This is a genomic window from Corallococcus sp. M7 (assembly GCF_054512695.1).
On sequence record NZ_CM137252.1, the window covers coordinates 4,447,357 to 4,470,569 of the forward strand.

Genomic DNA, 23,213 nt, shown 5'->3' on the forward strand with positions numbered 1-23,213 from the left:
CAGCGGAGGCCGATGGGAATCGACTCGGCCGGGACGTCCTCGGGCCGCTCCATGCGGAGGCAGCAGGTGAAGACGGTGGCCTCGGTGGGACCGTAGCCGTTGACCACCGGGACGCCCAGCGTCTCCACCACGCGGCGCGTGTGCGTGGGGGACAGGACGTCCCCGCCAACGAAGAGCTGCCGCAGCCCGCGCAGAACCTCCTGCTTCACGTCCACCACCTGCGCGAACAACCCCGCGGACAGGTAGAGCGACGTGACGCCGTGACGGCGGATGACCTGGCCCAGCAGCTCCAGGTCCGTGGGAGGCCGCGGCGGGAAGACCACGAGCCTGCCGCCAGACAGCAGCGGCCCCCACAGCTCCAACGTCGACGCGTCGAAGGACAGCGGCGCTATCAGCAGGAACGTCTCGTCCGGAGTGAAGCGGGCCCAGGGGGCACCGTGCAGGAGCCGCAGCACGCCCCGGTGCTCCACGGCGACGCCCTTGGGGCGGCCGGTGCTGCCGGAGGTGAAGTCCACATACGCGAGGTTCCGCGAGGAGAGCGCCACGTCCGGAGCCGTGGAGGGCGGGTCCTCCAGGCGCGTCTCCTCCACGAAGACGCACGGCACGCCCTCCGCGACAGGCAGCGAGGCCCGCAGCGCGCGGGTGGTGACGAGCAGCCGGGGCGGCGCGTCCTCCAGCATGAGGGCCAGTCGCCGCGCGGGATAAGCGGCATCCAGGGGGACATAGGCCCCGCCCGCCTTGAGGATGGCCAGGAGCGTGACGACGAGCTCCACGGAGCGCTCCAGGCACACCGCGACCAGCGCATCCGGCCCCACGCCCTGCGAGCGCAGCACCCAGGCCAGCGCATTCGCCCGAGCATCGAGCCGCGAATACGTCAGCCGCGCATCACCCGATTCCAGGGCGATGGCCTCCGGACGCTGTGCGACCTGGAGCGCGAAGCGTTCCACGAGGTTCGACTCACGCGGGTAGTCCACGCCGGTGGCGTTCCACGCCGTGAGCACCTGTTGGCGCTCCTCGGGCGTGAGCCACTCCACCTGGGCCAGGGGAGCGTCCGGAGCGTCGACGACGGCCTCCAGCAACGTGCGCAGGTGGCCGGCCAGCCGCTCCACCGTGGGGCGCTCGAAGAGGTCCGTGCTGTATTCGATGACGCCGCGCAGGCCGTCCGGCGCCTCATGCAGCAACAGCCCCAGGTCGAAGCGGGCCGTGGCGTTGTCCACCGGCACGGGCCGCAGCGTGAGCCCCGGTGCCTTCAGCTCCCCAGCGGGCGCGTTCTGGAGCGCGAACACCGTCTGCACCAATGGGTTGCGGCTCAGGTCGCGAGCCACGTGCAGCTCCTCCACCAGCTTCTCGAACGGCAGGTCCTGGTGCTCGAAGGAGGCGAGCGCCGTGGCCCGCACCTGGGAGAGCAGTGTCCGGAACGAGTCCCCCGGACGCACGCGTCCGCGCAGCACCAGCGTATTCACGAAGAAGCCGATGAGGCCTTCGGTCTCCGCACGGTCGCGGCCCGCGATGGGCGAGCCCACCAGCAGCTCCTCCTGCCGCGAGTATCGCGACAGCAGCACCTGCCACACCGCGAGCAGCGCCATGTACGGCGTCGCGCCTTCCGAACGGCCCAGCGCCATCAGCCGCTCCACTCCCGAGGACGGAAGGTGCACGGGAAGCAGCGCCCCCTTCGTGGACTGGAGCGGTGGACGCGCCTTGTCCGTGGGCAGCTCCAGTACCTGGGGTGCCCCGGCGAGGTGCTGCTTCCACCACGACACCTCCCGCGCCAGCACGTCACCCTGGAGCCAGGAGCGCTGCCACACGGCGAAGTCCACGGGCTGCACCGGCAGCGCCGGCAACGCGGGTGTCCGGCCAGAAGCGAAGGCCTCGTAGGCACCGGCCACCTCGCGGACGAGCACGCCCAGCGACCAGCCATCGGAGACGATGTGGTGCATGCACAGGAGCAACAGGTGCTCCCGTGCGTCCAGGCGAAGCAGCCGCGTGCGCAGCACCGGCCCCCGGCCCAGGTCGAAGGGCAGCGCGGCTTCGTCCAAGGAGCGCCGCTGGGCCTCGGCCTCGCGGGACTCCCGGGGCAGGGAGGTCAGGTCGGTGACCGGCAGCTCCCACGCACCCGCCGGGTGCACGTGCTGGACGGGCTGGCCGTCCTTCATCGCGAACGTGGTGCGCAGGGCTTCATGCCGGGAGACGACGAGCTCCAGGGCGCGGCGCAGCGCCTCCACGTCCAGCGCGCCGTCCAGCCGCAGAGCGGTGGCGAGGGTGTAGTGGCTGCCGCCCGGGCGGAGCTGTTCCACCACCCACAGCCGCTGCTGCGCATAGGACACCGGCAGGTCCCGGTCCCGCGACGTGGCGACGAGGGCCGGGATGCGCGGTCCCTCCACGCGCGAGAGGAGCGACGCCTCCACCCGCTCCGTGAGCCGGGCAACGGTGGGCGCGTCGAAGAGGGCACGCAGCGGCAGCTCCACGCCGAACGTCGAACGCAGCCGCGAGACGAGCTGCGTGGCCAGCAGCGAATGGCCTCCGATGACGAAGAAGTCGTCGTGCAGCCCCACGGACTCCAGGCGGAGCAGCTCCTGGAACAGCGTGGCGATGCGCTGCTGGAAGAGCGTCATCCGCTCCGGAGCCATCGGCCCGGCCGCGACCGAGCGCGCATCTGGAGAGGGCAGCGCCTTGCGGTCCACCTTGCCCACGGGCGTGAGCGGCAGTGCGTCCAGCGACACGAACGCGGAGGGCACCAGTGGCGCGGGCAGCCGTTCGGAGACGAAGGCGCGCAACGCCGCTGCCTCCACCGGCGCGCCCGGCACGAACCACGCCACGAGGCGATCCTCGATGACTCCCGCCACCGCGGCCTTCACCGAGGGGTGCTGCCGGAGGATGGTCTCCACCTCGCTCAGTTCGATGCGGAAGCCGCGCAGCTTCACCTGCGTGTCCATGCGGCCCAGGAAGTCCAGCGTCCCGTCCGCGAGCCAGCGCACCCGGTCGCCCGTGCGGTACAGCCGCGCACCGGGTACGTCTCCGAACGGTGAAGGCACGAAGCGCTCCGCCGTCAGCGCGGGGCGCCCCAGGTAGCCCCGGGCCAGGCCATCACCGCCCAGGTACAGCTCACCCGGAACGCCCACGGGCACGGGCTGCCCATGCGCATCCAGCACGTACGTCTGGACCCGAGTCATCGGCCGGCCGATGGGCACCGACGTCGCGTGCTCCGGAAGGTCCACGATGTCGTGCGTGGTGACGCCCACGGTCGACTCCGTGGGGCCATACAGGTTCACCAGCCGGCCCGGAGGCCCCGCGCGCAACACCGCGCGAGCCGCATCCACGTTCGCGGCCTCACCGGCGTAGAGGACCGTGCGCATCGTGGCGAAGGCATCGGGCACTTCACGCGCGACGGTGTGGAACAGGGCCGTGGCGAACAGGGCCGTGGTGGCGCCCACCTCGCGCAGCGTGCGAGCCAGCTCCGCCGGAGCCAGCGTCACCTCACGCGGCAGGATGACGAGCCGCGCGCCGTTGAGCAGCGCGCCCCAGACCTCGAAGGTGGCCAGGTCGAACGAAGGCGTGCCCGCCTGCACCACGCAGTCGTCCGGCCCGAGCTGGACGTAGTTCGTGTCCCGCACCAGGTGCACGATGGACTGGTGCGTGATGCCCACGCCCTTGGGCGTGCCCGTGGAGCCGGACGTGTAGAGCACGTAGGCCAGTTGCTCCGGCCGCGCGGTGACTTCCACGGAAGCTGGCGCCAGTTCCTCCGCGTCCGGCGCCAGGATCACCGTGGGCAGGGAGTGCTCGGGAAGGGCGCTCAGCAGATCTCGCTGGCCGACCACCGCGGAGATGCCCGCGTCCTCGAACATGAACGCGAGGCGGGAGCGCGGATAGGCAGGGTCCATGGGCACGTAGCAGCCGCCCGCCTCCAGGATGCCGAGCATCCCCACCACCAGCTCCAGCCCTCGCTCCACGCACAGCGCGACCCGAGCCTCCGGAGGGAGCCCGAAGGCGCGCAGGCGCCGGGCCAGCCGACGTGCCCGCTCCGCCAGCGCCGCGTAGGTGAGCACCTGGCCTTCATGCTGGACCGCGATGGCCTCCGGAGCACGGAGCACCTGGGCCGCGAACAGCTCCGGCACGGTGTGGGGCGCGAGCGGACGCCGCGTGGCATTCCAATCCATCAGCACGCGCTGACGTTCCTCGCCGTCGAGCAGCGAGTGCTCCCGCACGGGCGCATCGGGCCGGGCCGTGAGCGCGCCGAGCAGCGCCTGGAAGTGCGCCATCATCCGGGTGACGGTGGCGGGGTCGAAGAGGTCGGTGCTGAAGTTCAGGTCGCCGCTGAACGCGCCGGCCTTCTCCTGGAGGCTGAAGTCCAGGTCGAACTTCGCGGTGGTGATCTCCCCGCCGCGCAGCTCCAGGCGAAGGCCGGGGAGGTCCAGCGCGTCCACGGGAGCGTTCTGGAAGGTGAACGCCACCTGGAACAGCGGAGACCGGCTCAGGTCCCGAGCCCCCTGCATGCCCTCCACCAGCTTCTCGAAGGGCAGCTCCTGGTGCGCGTACGCCGCGAGCGTCGTCGCCTTCACCCGGGCCAGCAGCGTCCGGAACGATGCCCGTGGATCGATGCGCGCACGCAGCACCAGCGTGTTGACGAAGAAGCCGATGAGCCCCTCCGTCTCCGCGCGGTTGCGGTTGGCGATGGCGGAGCCCACGAGCACGTCGTCCTGGCCTGTGTAGCGCGACAACAGCAGCTGGAAGCCCGCGAGCAGCACCATGAACGGCGTGGCGCCCTCACGGGCCGCCAGGGCCTTCACCGCGTCGGACACGCCCGGAGACAGCGCCACGGGAAGCGACGCCCCCCGGAACGACTGCGAGGCGGGGCGAGGCCGGTCGGTGGGCAGCTCCAGCGCGGTGGGCGCGCCGTCGAGCTCCCGCCGCCACCACTCCAGCTCCGCCTGGAGCACGTCTCCCTGAAGCCACGAGCGCTGCCAGAGGGCGAAGTCCGCGTATTGCAGAGGCAGGGGAGGCAGCGCGGGCGACTGACCGGAAGCGAAGGCTCGATAGAGTGCGCCCAGCTCGCGAGCGAAGACGCCGATGGACCAGCCGTCGGAGACGATGTGGTGCAGCGTGAGCAGCAGCCAGTGACGCTGTGAATCCAGCCGGAGCAACACGGCTCGCACGAGAGGTCCGGTGCCCAGGTTGAAGGGCCGCGATGCCTCGGAAGCAGCGTGGCGGTGCGCCTCCACTTCACGGCGGTCCTCGGGGAGGGACTCCAGTGAGACGACGGACAGCGTGAGCGTCGCTTCGTCATGGAGACGCTGGACCGGCGAGTCTCCGTCGGACACGAACGTGGTGCGCAGGACTTCATGCCGGCGCACCAGGGCCTGGAGGGACCGCTCCAGCGCCGAGGCATCCAGCGCGCCATCGAGCACCAGGATGCCGGGCACGTTGTAGAAGGCGCTGCCGGGCTGGAGTTGATCCAGGAACCACAGCCGCTGCTGCGCGTAGGACAGCGGCGCGGGACCGGAGCGCGGCATGGCCACGAGCAGCGGAGTCCCCGGCCGGGAGTCCTCCCGCGAGCGCAGGGCCGCCACACGGACCGCGAGCGTCTCCACCGTGGGCGCGGCGAAGAGGTCACCCAGGGGCAGCTCCACGCCAGATGTCGAGCGCAGGCGCGACACCACCTGAGTCGCCAGCAGGGAGTGGCCCCCAAGGTCGAAGAAGTCATCGTGGATGCCCACGCGAGGAACGTGCAGCACCTCCGCGAAGAGCGAGGCGAGCTGTTCCTCCACTGCGTCGCGAGGCGCGACGTACGTGTCCGCCAAGGCCGAGGGGGCCTCGGGAGCGGGCAGGGCGGAGCGGTCCAGCTTGCCGTTGGCGTTGAGCGGCAAGGCGTTCAGCACCACGAAGGCGCTGGGGATCAGGTACTCGGGAAGCCGCTGCTGAAGCTCCGAGCGCAGCGCCCTGCCGTCCAGGGACTCACCGACGACGTAGGCCACCAGCCGCTTGTCTCCAGCGACGTCCTCGCGCACCACGGCCACGGCTTCGTGCACTCCCGGCAGTCCACGCAGGGCCGCTTCGACCTCGCCCGGTTCGATGCGGAAGCCCCGCAGCTTCACCTGGAAGTCGGTGCGCCCCAGGAAGTCCAACGTGCCGTCCGCGCGCCAGCGCGTCCTGTCTCCCGTGCGGTAGAGCCGTGCCCCCGGCGTCGTGCTGAACGGGTGGGGCACGAAGCGTTCGGCGGTGAGGGCGGGCTGGTGGAGGTAGCCCCACGCCAGTCCCTCGCCGCCGACGTACAACTCCCCGGGCATGCCCGGGGGGACGGGCCGCATCGCCGGATCCAGCACGTAGGCGGTGGAGTGGGGCAGCGGGCGCCCGATGGGAACAGCAATCTCCACGGTGTCGCCCGCCTGCATCCGGTGCGTGGCCGAGAAGGTGGTGTTCTCGGTGGGCCCGTAGCCGTTGATCAACACCGTGCCCGGGCGCATCCGCGCCAGGTGTTCCCGCACGCGGGACGCCGGGAGCACATCGCCTCCCGCCAGTACCTGCGCCACGGAAGCGAGGGCCTCCGGATGGTGCACGGCCATCTGTTCGAAGAGGGCGGCCGTGAGCCACAGCGTGGTGACACAATGCTCTGTCAGCACCTCCGCGATGCGCGCGAGGGACAACTCCCCCGGAGGCGCGAGCACCAGCCGGGCCCCGTGCAGCAACGCTCCCCAGATTTCGAGCGTCGAAGCATCGAACGCGGCCGGTGCGAGTTGGAGGACCACCTCCTCCGGGCCGAAGCGCATGAAGTCGGTGTCCACCACCAGCCGCGACACGGCGCGGTGCGGAACGCAGACGCCCTTGGGCGTCCCGGTGGAGCCCGAGGTGAAGAGGACATAGGCCAGCCGGTCGCCTGTCGTGAGCGGAACCAGCGGCGCTGTCTCCGGACGTGAAGCCAGCCGGGACGCCTCCGCATCCAGCAGCACCAGCGGAGTCATCAACGACGGCAGCTCATCCGCGAGCGCCTCCAGCGTGATGACCATCCCCGCTCCGGACTGTTCCAACAGGAGCGACCAGCGCTCGGGCGGAGCGTTCAGGTCGATGGGCACATAGGCCGCGCCGGTCTTGAGCACCGCCAGCAGCGAGACGATGAGGTCCGGCGAACGCGGCAACAGCACGGCCACGCGGTTGCCCTCGGAGATACCCGAGGCGCGAAGGTGGTGGGCGAGCTGGTTCGCCCGCGCATCGAGCCGTGCATACGTCAGGCTCCCGGACTCGGACACGAGCGCCACCGCGTCCGGCGCACGAGCGACCTGTTCCGCGAAGCGGACCGGGATGGACTGCGCGGAGAAGTCCCTGACGGCGGAGACGCCGCTCCAGTCCTCCAGCACCTGACGCCGTGCCTCGGTGGGCATGAGCGGCAGCCGCGCCACCGGCACCTCCAGCTGTCCGGGAAGTGCTTCCAGCACCGAGGCGTAGCCTTGCATCAACGCTTGGAGGAAGGCCGGGTCGAAGAGGTCGGTGTTGTAGTGGAGGCTGCCGGTGAAGCCGTCCTGCGTTTCCTCCAAGATGAGGCTGAAGTCGTACTTCGACGGCGTGAAGGGAGGAGGCAGCTCACGCAGCGTGACGTCCGGCAGCCGCCACTCCGCGGTGGGCGCGTTCTGGAGGGTGAGGGTGACCTGGAAGAACGGCGTGTGGCTCGGGTCACGTTCGGGCTGGAGCTCCTCCACCAGCTTCTCGAAGGGGACATCCTGGTGTTCGAAGGCGCCGAGCGTCGTGGCGCGCACCTGGGCGAGCAACGTCCGGAATGAAGCGCGCGGGTCGATGCGCGCACGCAAGACCAGCGTGTTGACGAAGAAGCCGATGAGCCCCTCCGTCTCCGAGCGCGTGCGTCCCGCGACCGGAGCGCCCACGCTGACGTCGTCCTGTCCGGCATACCGGGACAGCAGCAGTTGGTAGGCGGCCAGCAGCACCATGAAGGGAGTGGCACCCGTCTGCCTGGCCACGGCATGCACGCCGTCCGTCAGCTTCCGGGACAGCCGCACCGGGAGCGAGTCCCCCGAGAACGTCTGCACCGCCGGTCGAGGCCGGTCCGTGGGCAGCATCAGGAGCGGAGGTGCACCCGCGAGCTGCTCCCGCCACCATGCAAGCTGCGAGGTGAGCACGTCTCCCTGAAGCCAGGATCGCTGCCACGCGGCGAAGTCGGCGTACTGGATGGGAAGTGGCGGAAGCGAAGGCCGCTGGCCGGAAGCGAAGGCCTGATAGAGGGCGACCAGCTCGCGCACGAGCACGCCCGTGGACCAGCCGTCCGAAGCGATGTGATGCGTGAGGACGAGCAGCACGTGCCGCGTCTCCTCCAGCCGCGCCAGCACCGCGCGGAAGAGCGGGCCCCGCGCCAGGTCGAAGGGCCGCTGCGCCTGCGCGGCGACGAAGTCCCTCAGCCGGGCTTCGCGCGCAACGACGTCCCGTGGCCGGGATTCATGCGTGCGCGGCGATGGCAGGTCATCCAGGCTCACGACTTCGAACGGGCAGGTTCCAGGAGGCGCGATGCGCTGGACGGGCCCATGGGCTCCAGCGGCGAATGTGGTGCGCAGCACTTCATGGCGTTCGACCAGCGCATCCAGGGCCTGCCGCAGCGCGGGAACATGGAGCGCACCTTCGAGCAGGACGGTCCCGGGCAGGTTGTACGCGACGCCACCGGGCTGAAGCTGCTCCAGGAACCACAGGCGCTGCTGCGCGAAGGACAGGGCAAGCTCGCCCTCCCGGCTCACGGGCCGCAACGGAGGCGCGCCGGGTCCCTCACTCCGGCTCTGAGCCTCGTCCAGCGCCGAAGCCAGGGCCGCGAGCGTGGACGCCTTGAAGATCGCACGCAGCGGCAGCTCCACCCGAAGCGCCGCTCGGATGCGCGAAAGGAGCTGCGTGGCGAGCAGCGAATGCCCTCCCAGCGCGAAGAAGTCATCGTGCACGCCCACGCGCTCGACGCGCAGCAGCTCCGCCCAGAGCGAAGCCAGCCGCTCTTCCGTGGGCGTGCGCGGCGCCACGTACTCCGGAGCCACCGCCGAGGCGACCTCGGGAACGGGCAGCGCTCTGCGGTCGACCTTGCCGCTGGACGTCAGGGGCAGGGCCTCCATCGAGACGAAGGCACCGGGCACCATGTACTCAGGAAGCTTCTCGGAGAGGAACGTCCGAAGGGCCTCCGTCCCCGGAACGTCCGGCCCACCGACGAGATATGCCACCAACCGCGTGTCGCTCGCCGTGACGCCCGCGAGCGCCACGACGACGGCCTGCCGCACGGCCGGGTGCTGCTCCAGCGCGGACTCGATCTCTCCCAGCTCGATGCGAAGCCCGCGCACCTTCACCTGGAAGTCGGTTCGTCCCAGGTACTCGATGGCGCCATCCGGCAGCCACCGGGCGAGGTCCCCCGTGCGGTACAGCCGGGCCCCGGGCGTGTCGCTGTAAGCATCCGGGATGAAGCGCTCCGCGGTCAGGTCCGGGCGGCCCAGATACCCGCGGCCCACCTGCACGCCCCCGATGAACAGCTCACCGGGAACACCCTGGGGCACCGGCCGCAGCGAAGCGTCCAGCAGCCGGATCGCCGTATTCGCCACCGGATACCCGATGGGCACGGAACGGCCCAGCTCGCCACGGACGCACTCGTACGCGGTGACCTCCACCGCGGCCTCGGTGGGGCCATAGAGGTTGTGCAGCCGGACATGGGGCAGCCGTGTCAGGCACCGTTCGGCCAGCTCCAGCGGCAGCGCTTCACCGCTGCACACCACCTGGCGCAGCGACACGCACTGCTCCAGGCCGGGTGTTTCGAGGAACGCCTGGAGCATGGACGGCACGAAGTGCGTGACGGTGATGCGCTCCCGCGCGATGAGGTCCGCCAGATAGTCCGGCTCCTGGTGTCCTCCGGGCCGAGACACCACCAGCCGCGCCCCCGTCATCAGCGGCCAGAAGAACTCCCACACGGACACGTCGAAGCTGAACGGCGTCTTCTGCAACACCGCATCGCCCGATGACAGCGGCAGCGTCCCCAGCATCCACAGGAGCCGGTTGACGATGCCCGCGTGCGCGTTCATCGCGCCCTTCGGCCGCCCCGTGCTGCCGGAGGTGAAGATGACGTACGCCAGCGCGTCCTCGGAGGCCACCGGCGGCGGCGCACTGGACGGCTGCCGTGCCACCTCCGCCCACTGGGAGTCCAGGCGGAGCACCGGCACGGCGTTCCCATCCGGCAGCCGCGCCATCAGCCGCTCCTGGATGAGCACCACGGCGGGCCGGGCGTCCTCGAACATCCACGCGAGCCGCTGCGCGGGCAGGGACGGATCCAGCGGCACGTACGCCCCTCCCGCCTTCAACGTCGCGAGCAGCGCCACCACCAGCTCCAGCGACCGCTCCAGCATCAGCCCGACGCGAACCTCCGGCCCCACACCCACGGAGCGCAGGTGCCACGCGAGCTGATTGGCCCGGGCATCCAGCTGCGCATAGGTGAGCGCCGTCTCTCCGAAAGTGACAGCCACCGCGTCCGGAGTGCGTGCGACCTGCGCTTCCACAAGCTGATGCAGCAGCACCCCACGAGGAAACGCCTCCCGGGGCCCGTTCCACGCATGGAGCACGCGCTGCCGCTCGGCCGCATCCAGGAGGGACAGCTCCGACAGGCGCGCATCCGGCCGGGAGACGGCGTCCTCCAGCAGGACGCGCAGGTGCCCCATCAGCCGCACCATCGTGGCCTCATCGAAGAGGGCGGTGCGGTACTCGGCGGTGAGGCGCACGCCGTCCGCCTGTTCGAAGGCGAAGAGGGTGAGGTCGAACTGCGCGAAGCCGCTGTCTACCAGTTGCGCGTCCAGCGACAGCCCGGGCAGACGCACGGCCGGAAGGGGCGTGTTCTGCAGGACGAACATCACCTGGAAGAACGGCGGCACGTCCAGGTGGCGCGGAGGCTGGAGCACCTCCACCAGCTTCTCGAAGGGCACGTCCTGGTGCGCGAAGGCCTCCACCGACGTCGCCTGCACGCGGCCCATGAGCGAGCGGAACGACGGATCCCCCGCGAGCGATGTGCGCAGCGCGAGCGTGTTGACGAACAACCCGACCAGCGGCTCCAGCTCCGCGCGCGAGCGTCCGGCGACGGGCGTTCCGACCGTGAGGTCGTCCTGCCCGGAGTAGCGCAGGAGCAACACGTTGAAGCCCGCGAGCAACACCGTGAAGAGGGTGGTGCCCTCCTGCGCCGCCAGGGCCGCGAGCCGCTGGACCAGCGCCGCGGGCAACATCGCGGACACGGTCGCGCCCCGGCTGTCCGCCCCTCCCGCGCGAGGCCGATCCGTGGGCAGCGACAGGAACGCCCGCGCATCCAGCCGCGAGCGCCACACGTCCAGCGACGCCTCCAGCGCCTCGCCCTTCAACGACTCCCGCTGCCACACGGAGAAGTCCGCGTACTGCAACGCCAACGCGGGCAGCTCCGGCGTTCTGCCCGAAGTCAGGGCCTCATAGAGGACGCCCAGTTCGTGCACCAGCAGTCCCATGGACCAGCCGTCGGACACGGTGTGGTGCAGCGCGAGCAGCAACAGGTGTTCGGTGGAGGAGACGGCGAAGAGCACGGCGCGCAGCAGCGGCCCCTGCTCCAGGTCGAACGGCGCGCGAGCCTCTTCGTGCAACCTGCGCCAGGCCTCCGCGGCATCCGCCACGGGCACCACGGGTAGGGGCACCTCCAGCTCCGGCGCGATGCGCTGCCACGGCCGTCCGTCCTGCTCCACGAAGGTGGTGCGCAGCACCGCGTGGCGGCGCGCCACTTCGTTCAGGCTCCCCACCAGCGAGGGCACATCGAGCAGTCCCTCCAATCGCACCGAAAAGAGCAGGTTCAATCCCGCCTGCCCGGGCGCCAGCCGCTCCTGGAACCACATGCGCTCCTGGCCGAACGACGCCGGGACCCGGGACGTAGGGCGGCGCTTCTCGCGCAGCAGTTCCGCAAGACGCGCGCGCTTCTGCTCAGGGGTGGAAGCCATGGGCCAGGGACTCCTTGGGAGGGGGGCTCGCGAACGCTCGTGGAGGAGATGTGACGGGGGGTCTCCGGCTCGCGAGCGCGCGGGATAGTAGACAGGCCCTCCGACACACCCGCAGCGATTTGGGCGAGAGGGCCTGGCTGTCAGCCCGCTCTGAAGCGCGGCCGTGCGGGCGGTGGGCACAGAGCGGGAATTCGGCTCCACGCCCGGTCTCTGGTGACATGTTTCAGCGGTGTTTCACCGTGGTGGTGAAACGCTCGCGCCTGACGTTTCCACTAGACTTCGGGAATGCCCGAGCCCTTCCGGATCCGCGAAGCCGTGCCCACCGACGCCGGGCGGATCACCCAGGTGCTGCGCGACGCCTTCGAGGAATACCGGGGACGCCTGGATCCGCCCTCCAGCGCGCACGACAAGACAGAGGCCGTGGTGCGGCGCGAGTTGTCGGACGGTGGCGCCTTCGTCGCGGAGTCCGACGGCATCCTCTTCGGCTGCGTGTTCTTCCACCCGAAGGTGGATCACCTGTACCTGGACCGGCTCGCGGTGCTGCCCTCGCACCGGGGCCAGGGCGCGTCGCTGCGCCTCATGGAAGCGGTGGAGTCCCGAGCGCGCGAGTTGGGCCAGACGCGCGTGCGGCTGTCGGTGCGGCTCGCGCTCACGTCGCACCACGCGTGGTACGCGCGCCAGGGCTACGTCTTCCATTCCCATGGGACGCACGCGGGCTACGCGTCGCCCACGTTCCGGGTGTTGGAGAAGACGCTTTGATTCTTCAGTCGCGTGAAGGCAGCGGAACGCGGCGGCCTTCCACGTCGCTCTGGATGGCGGCCTGGATGACCCGAACCGTCTCGCTCGCGCTCAGCGCCGTCACGGGAACCGGTGCGCCGTGGAGGATGGCGGCGCCGAGCTGCCGGTAGAACTGGCCGTAGTCTCCAGGGACCGTGGCGACAACTTCCCCCGACGCCAGCAACCGGCCGTGGCGCTCCGGGGGTTCGCGGCCGAAGTCCGGATGGCCGGGACGCAGGCCCGCTTCGAGCTGTCCCTCCTGCGGATCCAGCGCGTGCTTCACGTACGCATCGCGGTCGCCCTGCAACACGAAGCGGGGCCACGGCGCGTGCACCACGGAGCCGGAGTGCAACACCACGCGCAGCGCGCCGTAGCGCAGCACCAGGTGGAACCAGTCCGTGCCCCGCGCGCCCGGACGTTGCCGGCCCAGGTCCGCTACCACCGACTCTGGCAGGCCGAAGAGCTGCACGGCCTGGTCGACGAGGTGCGAGCCCAAGTCCCAGAGCGTCCCACCGCCGGGCACGTCCTGCTCCTTCCAGCGATCCTTCACCTGCGGCCGGAGGCGGTCGAAGTGGCTCTCCAGGCTGTAGAGTGTCCCCAGCCGTCCCTGCTCCAGCAAATGCCGCACGGTGAGGAAGTCACCGTCCCAGCGCCGGTTGTGGAACACGGTGAGGCAGAGCCCTCGCTCCTTCGCGAGCGCGTCCAGCCGCAGCGCCTCGTCCGCGTCCAGCGTGAAGGGCTTCTCCACCACCACGTGCTTGCCCGCGCGAAGCGCCTGTTCCGTGAGCGAGGCATGCGCCGCGTTGGGCGTGCACACGACGAGCACGTCCAGGTCTGGATCCGCCAGCAGTGACTCCACGGTTCCCGTGCGGACGCCCGGCCAGTCACGGGCCACGGCCTCCGTGCGGCTCGACGCCACGGCGGCCAGGACGAAGGCGGGTTCCGCGGCGATGAGGGGCCCATGGAAGCGCGAGCCGGACAGGCCATAGCCAAGGAGGCCCACCCGCAGCGGGGAGCCAGGGACGCGAGCGGAGGTCATGGACCGCGAGGGTAGCGGGAAGGGGCCCCGGTCTGGCTAGAGTCCGCGCCATGGACACCGTGCCCCTCATCGACGTCCGAGCCCTCGTCGACCCCGCGTCGAGCCTCCAGGCCCGAAGGGAGGTCGCCGCTCGCATGGGCGCGGCCTGCCGGAACACCGGCTTCTTCTACGTCGTGGGCCATGGCGTGGACGTGGGGCTTCAGACCCGGTTGGAGGCGCTGGCTCGGGACTTCTTCGCGCGGCCGCAGGAGGAGAAGCAGCGGGTGCGCATGGCGCTCGGGGGCAGGGCGTGGCGGGGCTTCTTCCCCGTGGGCGGGGAGCTCACCTCGGGCCGGCCGGACCGCAAGGAGGGGTTGTACTTCGGCACGGAGCTGCCGCCGGACGATCCGCGCGTGCGCGCCGGCACCCCGCTGCACGGAGCGAACCTGTTCCCCCGGGAGCCGGTGGAGCTGGGCGGCGCGGTGCTGGCGTACATGGCGGCGCTGACGTCGCTGGGACACGCGCTGATGTCCGGCATCGCGCTCAGCCTGGAACTGGAGCCGGACTTCTTCGCCACCCGGTACATGGCGGATCCGACCGTGCTCTTCCGCATCTTCAACTACCCGCCAGGCCCGGAGGTGGACGCGCAGGGCCTGCCGGTGTGGGGCGTGGGCGAGCACACCGACTACGGCGTGCTCACCATCCTCAAGCAGGACGACGCGGGCGGGCTCCAGGTGAAGACGCGCCAGGACGGGCACACTCGCTGGGTGGACGCGCCGCCGGTGGAGGACGCGTTCGTGTGCAACATCGGCGACATGCTCGACCGGATGACGCGCGGCGTGTACCGCTCCACGCCGCACCGGGTGCTCAACCGCGCCGGCCGCGACCGGCTGTCGCTGCCGTTCTTCTTCGATCCGGACTGGACGGCGGAGGTGCGCGCCATCGACTCGCCCGCCCTGAAGGACGCGGGCGCGGACGACCACGCGGAGCGGTGGGACCGGCGGAGCGTCCACGCCTTCCAGGGCACCTACGGGGACTACCTGCTCGGCAAGGTGGGGAAGGTGTTCCCCGACCTGGGCGCCGAGGTGCTGTAGCGCCCGCTCAGGAGTGCCTGAGGCGCTGGGCCGCGGCGGTGTCCTGTAGGGACTGGGGCGCGGTCTCCGCGGCGGCCATGTCGGGCGGCCCCGGGTCCTTCATCGCCAGCACCAGGCACTCCCGCAGGCGCTGGCGCGCGCGGAACAGCAGGATGCGCGCGTTCTCCGGCGAGATCTCCAGCAGCGTGGAGACCTCCTCGCCTGGACGCTCGTCCAGGAGCCGGAGGCGGATGACGGCCTGCTGCATCTGAGACAGTTGCTGGACGCAGCGCACCAGGCTCACCCGCGCCTCCGCCTCCGCCACCAGCGTGTCCGCCGAGGGCAGGTCGGAAGCCACGTCGGACAGCTCGATGTCGGTCGGCAGCGCCCGGCGCGCCAGCTTGCGCCGCTGGTTCAGCGCGGCGTGGGCCACCAGCGTGGACAGCAGGCGCTCGACCTCGGCGGAGCGGGCCGACAGGGTCGTGGCCTCCGGCATCTTCAGGAAGGTGACGAAGGCGTCCTGGACGCAGTCGAGCGCGTCCTCGGGAGGCAGACCCCGGCGCCTCGCGGCCGTCACCAGGCGCGCGCGGTGCTGGTGGACGAGCAGGGTGATCCAGGAGAGGAACTGGGCGCGTTCGGTGGCGGCATCCGGGGAGCTGTCATCAGGCATGGCTCCGCCATCCTAACCCCCTTCGGCGAAAGCCGCCGAAGGGGGAAGGCCGGAAGACCCGGATGACGCATGACGACTTGCGTCGTCTAGGCGGGGCGATGCGCTCCGCGTGCGAGCGCGGTCATCAGTTCCTTCTCGTTGAAGCCCAGCGGCGGCAGGGCGGACTGCCTCCCGTAGACGACCTCCCGGGAGGGGGCCAGCAGCACGGTGCCGCTCGGCTGGAGCTTGCCCCAGAGGATCGGCTCCAGGCCTGCTTCCGCGTGCGTGCCCGAGCCGCTGGTCAGCACCGGCACCGGCAGCCCCAGCCAGGTGGACAGCTCCCGCGCTTCCTCGGGACCGTCCGGGATGACCGAGATCACCTTCGCCTGGTTCGCCGCGATGTCACCCTGGCGCTTCGCCAGCGTCTTCAGGTGGTTGCGGCACACCGGACAGGCGGCGTTGCGGAGGAAGAACACCACCGCCGCCTCGCCGCCCATGGCCTCGGCCAGCCGCGTGGGCTTGCCCGTCCCGTCCCGCAACTCCAGGTCGGGAAAGCGGGCCCCGGGCTCGAAGGTCGCTGTCACGCGTGGATTCCGTCGATGACCGCCGCCGGGACCAGGTCCACGGGCGGGATGTCGATCTCCGTCTGGGCCAGGTGGTTGAGGTAGTTGCCGAAGGTGGTGGCGACGACCTGCGCCAGGATCTCCACCACGTCGCCGTCGGTCCAGCCCGCGGCGCGCACCGCCGCCAGCTCCGCGTCCGTCACCGCGCCGCGGCGCGCCGCGATCTGCCGGGAGAACTGGAGCGCCGCCTCCACCTTGGCGTCCGGCGCCTTGCCAGAGCGCGCCTGATCCAGCTCCAGATCCGAGAGGCCCGTCTTGCGGCCCAGCGCGGTGTGGTGCGAGACGCAGTAGCGGCAGCCCTGCGCGTTGCCCACCGCGAGCGCGATCTGCTCACGGACGCGCGGCGTCAACTGGCCCTGGCCCAGCGTCCCGTGCAGCGCGAAGAAGGCGCTCATCGCCGCGGGCGAATTGGCGAGCACCCGGACCGGCGGAGGAAGGTTGGCGCCCAGCTTCTCCTTGATGGGTTTGAGCGTGGCGTGCGAAGCGTCGACAAGGTTCAGACGGGACATTGAGAACTCCTGAGGCCGCATGATTGCGGCTTGCCAGTGATTAAGGTCGCGACCCCTGGCCGGCGTTACGCCGGACCAGTCGATTCTTCCTGAATTTTCTCAAGTGCTTGAAACTACTGGTGTTTTTTGGGGTGATAATCATACAGAAAATCCCCATAAATCAGCCATAAATGGCGCATAGAGAGAATCCAAATGAATGCAATTCTTTGTTGAAACGCATTTCTTACGGTGGCATTGTCAATTGAATCCAACATTCCAATTCGTGGGGAGGATGAGTCTTGGGGCGACTGAGGATTCATACGATTGAGAGCGCGCCGGAGCAGTCCCGTCCGGTGCTGGCCGCGGTGGAGAAGTCCGCCGGTTTCCGTTCGAACCTGCTGGGGCTCATCGCGGAGTCGCCCGGTGTGACGCAGGCCTTCGCGCAGATGGGGCCGCTGCTGGCGCAGTCCTCCCTGGGCCCGGTGGAGCGCGAGGTGGTCATCATGACCATCGGCTGGGAGAACGACTGTTCGTACTGCATGGCCTTCCACACCTTCTTGTGTCGCAAGCTCCAGGTCCCGGATGCGCTCGTGGCCGCGCTCCGGTCGGGGACGACGCTGCCGGATCCGCGGCTGGAGGTGCTCGCGGAGTTCACCCGGACGGTGGTCCGTGAGAAGGGGTACGTGGGAGACGACCTCTGGAGCCGGTTCACGGCCCAGGGCTTCACGAACGCCAACGCGCTCGACGTCATCCTCGCCCTCTCCCAGCAGGTGCTGGTGAACTACGCGAACCACCTGGGCGGCGTGGAGCTGGAGCCGGCGCTGAAGGAATTCGCGTGGACCCGCCCGGCCGGGGCGGCGGCGCGCACGGCGTAGTGCCCGGGGCCCCGGGCAACGCCCCGGGGCTTCCTCCCAGACATCCGATGTTTCGCGCCCAGGCTCTTCGCGCTGGCGCGCGAGTCCGCGTTCGCGGTGACGGTCTTGTCATGTCTTGAGTGGCTTCAAGCGCGGGCGGGGTCTGCCCTGCGCTGACGTGGAAACCGAGCCCTTGGGGAAGGGCTGACTGGGGGAACTGCCTTGGGTGCGCCGACGAACTCTGCTCCTGTCACGGATGCCTCCGTGCTGTCCGCGATCAGGTCCCACCTGCTGGAGGCATTGGCGCGCCGCAACGGCCTGTCGCCGGATCAGATCGACTCCCGCCGGCCCTTCAGCCACTACGGCCTGGACTCGCTGGGCGCGGTGGCGCTCGGAAGGGCGCTGACGGAGCTGGCGGGACGCGACGTGTCTCCCACCGTCTTCTGGCGCCACGCCAGCGTGGACGCGCTGATGCGGCACCTGGCCACGGGGGATGCGGACGCCGCGGCTGTCGTGGAGGCCGCCGGACCTTCCGTGGCCCGCGACGAGCCCATCGCGGTGGTGGGCATGGCCTGCCGCCTTCCGGGCGCGCCGGACCTCACCGCGTTCTGGGAGCTGCTGCGCACCGGACGCGACGCGGTGTCGGAGGTCCCCGCCGGGCGCTGGACGGACGGGCGGTTGCAGCAGGCGGATGCTGGCGGGGCCAGCGCGCCCGTGCCGCGCCGCGCCGGGTTCCTGCCGGACATCGCGATGTTCGATCCGCTGTTCTTCGGCATCTCCCCGCGTGAGGCGGCGGAGATGGATCCGCAGCAGCGCCTGTTCCTGGAGCTGGCGTGGGAGGCGCTCGAGGACGCGGGCATCGTCCCGCGCGAGCTGCACGCGACGGCGACGGGCGTGTTCGTCGGCGCCATCTGGCGGGACTACGCGGAGCTGGGCGGCGCGGAGCCGGGGCGCATCACGCCGCATACGGCCACCGGGCAGGCGCTCAACATGATCGCCAACCGGCTGTCGTACGTGCTGGGCCTCCAGGGGCCCAGCCTCGTCATCGACACGGCGTGCTCGTCGTCGCTGGTGGCGGTCCACCTGGCCTGCCAGAGCCTGTGGGCGGGGGAGAGCACCACGGCCATCGTCGGCGGCGTCAGCGTGATGGCCTCGCCGCACACCATGGTGGCGCTGTCCCGCTTCGGCGGCCTGTCGCCGGACGGCCTGTGCAAGGCCTTCGACGCGAGCGCGGACGGCTTCGGGCGCGGAGAGGGCGGGGGCGTGGTGGTCCTCAAGCCGCTCTCCGCCGCGCTCGCCGCGGGCGACACCATCCGCTGCGTCATCCGCGCCACGGGCAGCAACAACGATGGGCCGAGCAACGGCCTCACGGCGCCCAACCCGGAGGCCCAGGAGAAGCTCGTGCGGCAGGTCCTCGCGCGCTCGGGCGTGGCTCCCGGCGCGGTGGGCTACGTGGAGACGCACGGCACGGGGACGGCGCTGGGAGACCCCATCGAAGCGGGCGCGCTCGGGGCCGTGTTCGCGAAGGCGCGCGGAGAGGGCCCTCCGCTGGTCATCGGCTCGGTGAAGACCAACATCGGGCACCTGGAGGGGGCCGCGGGCATCGCCGGCTTCCTCAAGGCCTGCCTGTGCGTCGAGCAGCGCACGGTGGTGCCCAGCCTCCACTTCACGCGGCCCAACCCGCTCATCCCGTTCGAGGAGCTCCGGCTGGAGGTCTCGCGGGAGACCCGGGCGTGGCCGGTGCAGGACGGGCCGGCCGTGGCGGGCGTCAGCGCGTTCGGCTGGGGCGGCACCAACGCCCACGTCGTGCTCCAGGAGGCTCCTCCGTCGCGGCTCGCCTGGGTGGGGCTGGCGGCGCCCGATGCCGGGGGCCTGAAGGCCGAGGCCCGCCGCGCGCTGGAGGCCCTGCGGTCCGGGATGCCGCTCGACGCGCTCCACGCGGCGCTGGCGCCGGAGGCTTCTAGCGGCCCGGAGCGGCTCACCGTGTGCGTGCGCACCCGGGGCGAGCTGGAGGCGCGCCTGGGAGGGTTCCTGGACGGCGTGGCGGGGACGGTGACGCTGGGGACGGCGCCTGGCAGGCCTCCGAAGGTCGCCTTCGTCTGCGCGCCGCAGGGCGGCCAGTGGGTGGGCATGGGCCGGCGCATGCTGCTCACGGAGGACGCCTTCCGCGCGGCCTTCGAGCGTGTGGACGCGGCGCTGGCGGTCCACTCCGGCCAGTCGCTCCGGGAGGAGCTGTTCAAGGCGGAGGGCGTCGCCCGCTACGACGACGTGGACGTGGTGCAGCCGCTCCTCTTCGCGTTCCAGGTGGCCCTGGCGGAGCAGTGGCGCGCCTGGGGCATCACCCCGGACGTCGTGGTGGGGCACAGCCTGGGGGAGATCGCCGCCGCGCACATCGCGGGCATCCTGGACCTGGAGGAGGCGGCGCTCGTCATCCACCACTACAGCCGCCTGCAGAAGCTGCTGGCGGACCGGGGCGGCATGGCCGTGGTCAACCTGCCGCCCGACGCGCTGACCGGGCTGCTGGAGGCCACGAATGGGGCGGTGGTGCTGGCCGGCCACAACGGCCCCCGGTCCACCGTGCTGTCCGGCGACCCGGCCGCGCTCGACGCGCTCCTCGCGGAGCTGAAGCGCCGCAAGGAGCTGTGCGCGCGGATCCGCGTGAACGTCGCCGCGCACAGCCCGCAGATCGACGAGATCCTCCCGGAGCTGGAGGCGGTGCTCGCCGGGCTGCGCCCGAAGCCCGCGCGCCTGCCGATGATCTCCACCGCGCTGCGGCGGCGGATGGAGGGGCCGGACGTGGACGGGCGCTACTTCGGCCAGAACCTGCGCACGCCGGTGTGGCTGGCCCCGGTGCTTGAGTCGCTGGTGGCGGACGGCGTGGACGCGCTGGTGGAGCTCAGCCCGCACCCCGTGCTGGTGGGCGCCCTGCAGCAGGCCGCCGAGGGCCGGCAGCCGCCGCCTGTCGTCCTGCCGTCCACCACGCGGGACGAGGACGAGCGGCTGGCCCTGTACGAAGCGCGCGCCACGCTGTTCCGGCTGGGATGCGCGGGGGCGGCCCCCCCCGCCGCCCGCGACGCGCTGGTGCCGCTGTCCGCCCATACCCCGCAGGCGCTCCGGGAGCTGGCGGCGCGCATGGCCGGGACGCTTCGCCAGGCGCCCTGGACTCAGGTGGAGGACGTCGCCGCCACGGCCGCGCTGCGCCGGACGCACCACGCGGAGCGGCTGGCGGTGGTCGCTCGGGGAACGGAGGACGTGGCCCAGGCGCTGGACGCGTTCGCCCGGGGCGAGCCCCATGAGCGGCTGGTGACCCCGGCGCTCGCGAAGGCGCCCTCGGTGGTGTTCGTCTTCCCGGGGCAGGGCTCGCAGTGGCACGGGATGGCGCGGCAGCTCTTGCGTGACGAGCCGGTCTTCCGCGCGGAGCTCGGGCGGTGCGACGCCGCCATCCACGCGCTCACCGGCTGGTCCGTGCTGGAGGAGCTGGAGGCGTCCGAGTCCGCGTCCCGGATGGCCCGGGTGGACGTGGTGCAGCCGGTGCTCTTCGCCGTGGAGGCGGCGCTGGCCGCGCTCTGGCGCTCCTGGGGCGTGCGGCCGAAGGCGGTCATCGGCCACAGCATGGGCGAGGTCGCGGCGGCGTATGTCGCGGGCGCGCTGAACCTGGCGGACGCCGCGCGGATCATCTGCCGCCGCAGCCAGTTGCTCCGCCGGGTGAGCGGGCAGGGCGCCATGCTCGCCGCGGAGCTCACGCTGGACGAGGCCCGGGAGGTCCTGCGCGGCCACGAGGCGCAGGTCGCCGTGGCCGTGAGCAACAGCTCCCGCTCCACCGTGCTGTCGGGCCAGCCGCAGGCGCTGGAGGTCATCTCCCAGGCGCTCCAGGCCCGCGGCGTCTTCTGGCGCTGGGTCAAGGTGGATGTCGCCTCCCACAGCCCTCAAATGGACGCGCTCAAGGCCGAGCTGCTGGAGGTGCTGGCGGAAGTGCGGCCCATGCCGTCGGCGGTGCCCATCCACTCCACGGTCCTGGACGCGGTGACGGACGGCCGCGACTTCGACGCGGGCTACTGGGTGCGCAACCTGCGCGACCCCGTCCTCTTCGCCTCGGCGGTCCGGCGCGCGCGCGAGGCGGGGCACGACGTCTTCATCGAGATGAGCCCGCATCCCATCCTGCTGCCCGCCGTGGAGCAGGAGCTGGCCGACGTGGACCAGCCGGGCGAGGTGCTGCCGTCGCTGCGGCGCAACGAGTCCGAGCGCGAGACGCTGCTGCGCTCCATGGCGGCGCTCTACACGCGAGGACTGGAGCCCGCCTGGAGCGCCATCACCCGCGCGGGGCGCCCCGGGGTGCCGCTGCCTTCCTACCCCTGGCAGCGCGAGCGCTTCTGGCTGGAGACAGCGCCCGTGGTCCGTGCTCCCGTCGCCGCCAGCCGCCCGAGTGGCGAGGGGCTCCTGGGTAGCCACTTCCCGTCCGCCGTGGAGCCTCGGCTGCACCACTGGCAGGCCGGGTGGGGCGCGGACGTGTCCGGCTTCCTCGCCGACCACCGCGTGGGCGGTGACGCCGTGGTTCCTGGCGCCGTCTTCCTGTCCATGGCGCTGCGGGCCGCGAAGGAGGCGCTGGGGACCGCGCCCGTGGCGCTGAGGGACATCGCCTTCCCGCAGCCGTTGATTCTGGGCTCCGAGCCCGCGCCGCGCGTGCAGACCGTGCTCTCCGTGCGCGACGCGCAGCGCGAGCTCCAGGTGTTCTCCCAGGGCGAGGGCGGCACGTGGGTTCCCCACGCGCGGGCCCTGGTGGACGCGGGGCCGGCGGCGGCGATGGGGCGGGAGCGGGCGCAGGAGGCGCTGGCGCTCCGGGACGCGCTGCGCGGCTCCGCGGTGATGCTGCTGGACTCCGTGCGGTACTACGAGCTGCTGGCGGGCTGCGGGCTGGAGTACCGCGGCGCCTTCCGTGGCGTGGACTGCGTCTGGTCCCGCGAGGCGCAGGCGCTGGGGCGCATCCTTCCGCCCTCGACCGCCGTGGACCTGGAGCTGGCCCGGGTGGCCTGCATCGACTCCGCGCTCCAGCTCTCCATCGCCACGCTGCCGCCCAGCCTCGTGTTCCGGGGACGGCAGCTCATCAGCGTGGGGGTGGACGGGTTCGCGCTCCACCGCCTCCCGGAAGGGGCCTTCCACGTCCACGCGCAGCGCCGTCCGGGCGGCGAGGGGCCGGTGTTCCTGGTGGACGTGGTGGCGTTCACCGACGCGGGCGAGCCCCTGTTCCACGTCGACGGGCTGAAGGTCCGCGTGCTCGACGTGGCGCGGCCCGCTGTCGCCCGGAATGACGAGGCCCGCCCGGCCGCCGCTGCGTCCCGGACGCTGTTCGATGAGCTGGGCGCGCTGGAGCCCTCGCGGCGGCGGGCCCGCGCCGAGGACGAACTGCGGCAGGTGGTGGCCACGGTGCTCAAGCTGGCCCCGGCGCGTGTCCCCGTGGATCAACCGCTGCGCACCCTGGGCATGGACTCCGTCATGTCGCTGGAGCTGCGCAACCGCATCGAGGCGCGCACCGGCATCCGGCTGTCCGCCACCGCGCTCTGGAACCACCCCACGGTGGAGGCGCTGACGGGCTTCGTCCTGAGCCAGGCCCCGTCCGCGCCCGTGGCCCGGCCCGCTCCGGCGCGCGCCATGCCGCCCGCGCCCGTGCCCGCCGCCCCCGTCATGCCCGTGGACGCGGCCTTGCCTTCCGACCTGGAGCTGGAGCGGCTGCTGGAGGCCGAGCTCGCCCAGGTCCACCACCTCATCAAGGAGTCCTGACC

The 23,213-nt window shown here is 71.6% G+C and carries 8 protein-coding genes and 1 pseudogene; 4 read left to right on the top strand and 5 right to left on the bottom strand.

Features of this window, described 5'->3' with window-relative positions; all coding sequences use genetic code 11:
- Positions 1–65 precede the first annotated feature (65 nt).
- Positions 66–11,954, bottom strand: a pseudogene (locus ACX114_RS18145) (non-ribosomal peptide synthase/polyketide synthase); the annotation flags it as partial.
- A gap of 285 nt (positions 11,955–12,239) precedes the next feature.
- Between ACX114_RS18145 and ACX114_RS18150 the strand changes: the two are divergent.
- Positions 12,240–12,713, top strand: coding sequence for a GNAT family N-acetyltransferase (locus ACX114_RS18150; RefSeq protein ID WP_459299395.1), 474 nt, complete (start codon positions 12,240–12,242; stop codon positions 12,711–12,713).
- Between the two features lie 4 nt (positions 12,714–12,717).
- Here the strand turns inward: ACX114_RS18150 and ACX114_RS18155 are convergent, their stop codons facing one another.
- Entirely contained in the window at positions 12,718–13,770 is a 1,053-nt protein-coding gene (locus ACX114_RS18155) for an oxidoreductase (protein WP_459299397.1), read from the bottom strand.
- A 50-nt stretch (positions 13,771–13,820) separates the two neighbouring features.
- Between ACX114_RS18155 and ACX114_RS18160 the strand changes: the two genes are divergently transcribed.
- Positions 13,821–14,843, top strand: a complete 1,023-nt coding sequence (locus ACX114_RS18160) for an isopenicillin N synthase family dioxygenase (RefSeq protein ID WP_459299399.1) — start codon at positions 13,821–13,823, stop codon at positions 14,841–14,843.
- A gap of 7 nt (positions 14,844–14,850) precedes the next feature.
- Here the strand turns inward: ACX114_RS18160 and ACX114_RS18165 are convergent, their stop codons facing one another.
- The 3 genes from ACX114_RS18165 to ACX114_RS18175 form a co-directional block, all read right to left on the bottom strand.
- Complete coding sequence (locus ACX114_RS18165; RefSeq protein WP_459299401.1) at positions 14,851–15,492, bottom strand: RNA polymerase sigma factor; 642 nt, start codon at positions 15,490–15,492, stop codon at positions 14,851–14,853.
- Between the two features lie 86 nt (positions 15,493–15,578).
- Positions 15,579–16,055, bottom strand: coding sequence for a redoxin domain-containing protein (locus ACX114_RS18170; protein ID WP_459299403.1), 477 nt, complete (start codon positions 16,053–16,055; stop codon positions 15,579–15,581).
- The gene (locus ACX114_RS18175) at positions 16,052–16,603 is read right to left on the bottom strand and encodes a carboxymuconolactone decarboxylase family protein (RefSeq protein ID WP_459299405.1); all 552 of its coding nucleotides are present in this window, start codon (positions 16,601–16,603) and stop codon (positions 16,052–16,054) included. Before ACX114_RS18175 ends, ACX114_RS18170 begins: the two co-directional genes overlap by 4 nt.
- 278 nt (positions 16,604–16,881) lie before the next feature.
- Between ACX114_RS18175 and ACX114_RS18180 the strand changes: the two genes are divergently transcribed.
- The gene (locus ACX114_RS18180) at positions 16,882–17,457 is read left to right on the top strand and encodes a carboxymuconolactone decarboxylase family protein (protein ID WP_459299407.1); all 576 of its coding nucleotides are present in this window, start codon (positions 16,882–16,884) and stop codon (positions 17,455–17,457) included.
- Between the two features lie 243 nt (positions 17,458–17,700).
- Positions 17,701–23,211 (top strand): acyltransferase domain-containing protein, encoded by a 5,511-nt coding sequence (locus ACX114_RS18185; protein WP_459299409.1) that lies wholly within the window; start codon positions 17,701–17,703, stop codon positions 23,209–23,211.
- Positions 23,212–23,213 lie beyond the last annotated feature (2 nt).

What these genes read in the sequence shown, in the direction of transcription:
- ACX114_RS18150 (WP_459299395.1), top strand. Translation starts at nt 12,240, where the DNA reads ATGCCCGAGCCCTTCCGGATCCGCGAAGCCGTGCCCACCGACGCCGGG.
- ACX114_RS18155 (WP_459299397.1), bottom strand. Translation starts at nt 13,770, where the DNA reads ATGACCTCCGCTCGCGTCCCTGGCTCCCCGCTGCGGGTGGGCCTCCTT.
- ACX114_RS18160 (WP_459299399.1), top strand. Translation starts at nt 13,821, where the DNA reads ATGGACACCGTGCCCCTCATCGACGTCCGAGCCCTCGTCGACCCCGCG.
- ACX114_RS18165 (WP_459299401.1), bottom strand. Translation starts at nt 15,492, where the DNA reads ATGCCTGATGACAGCTCCCCGGATGCCGCCACCGAACGCGCCCAGTTC.
- ACX114_RS18175 (WP_459299405.1), bottom strand. Translation starts at nt 16,603, where the DNA reads ATGTCCCGTCTGAACCTTGTCGACGCTTCGCACGCCACGCTCAAACCC.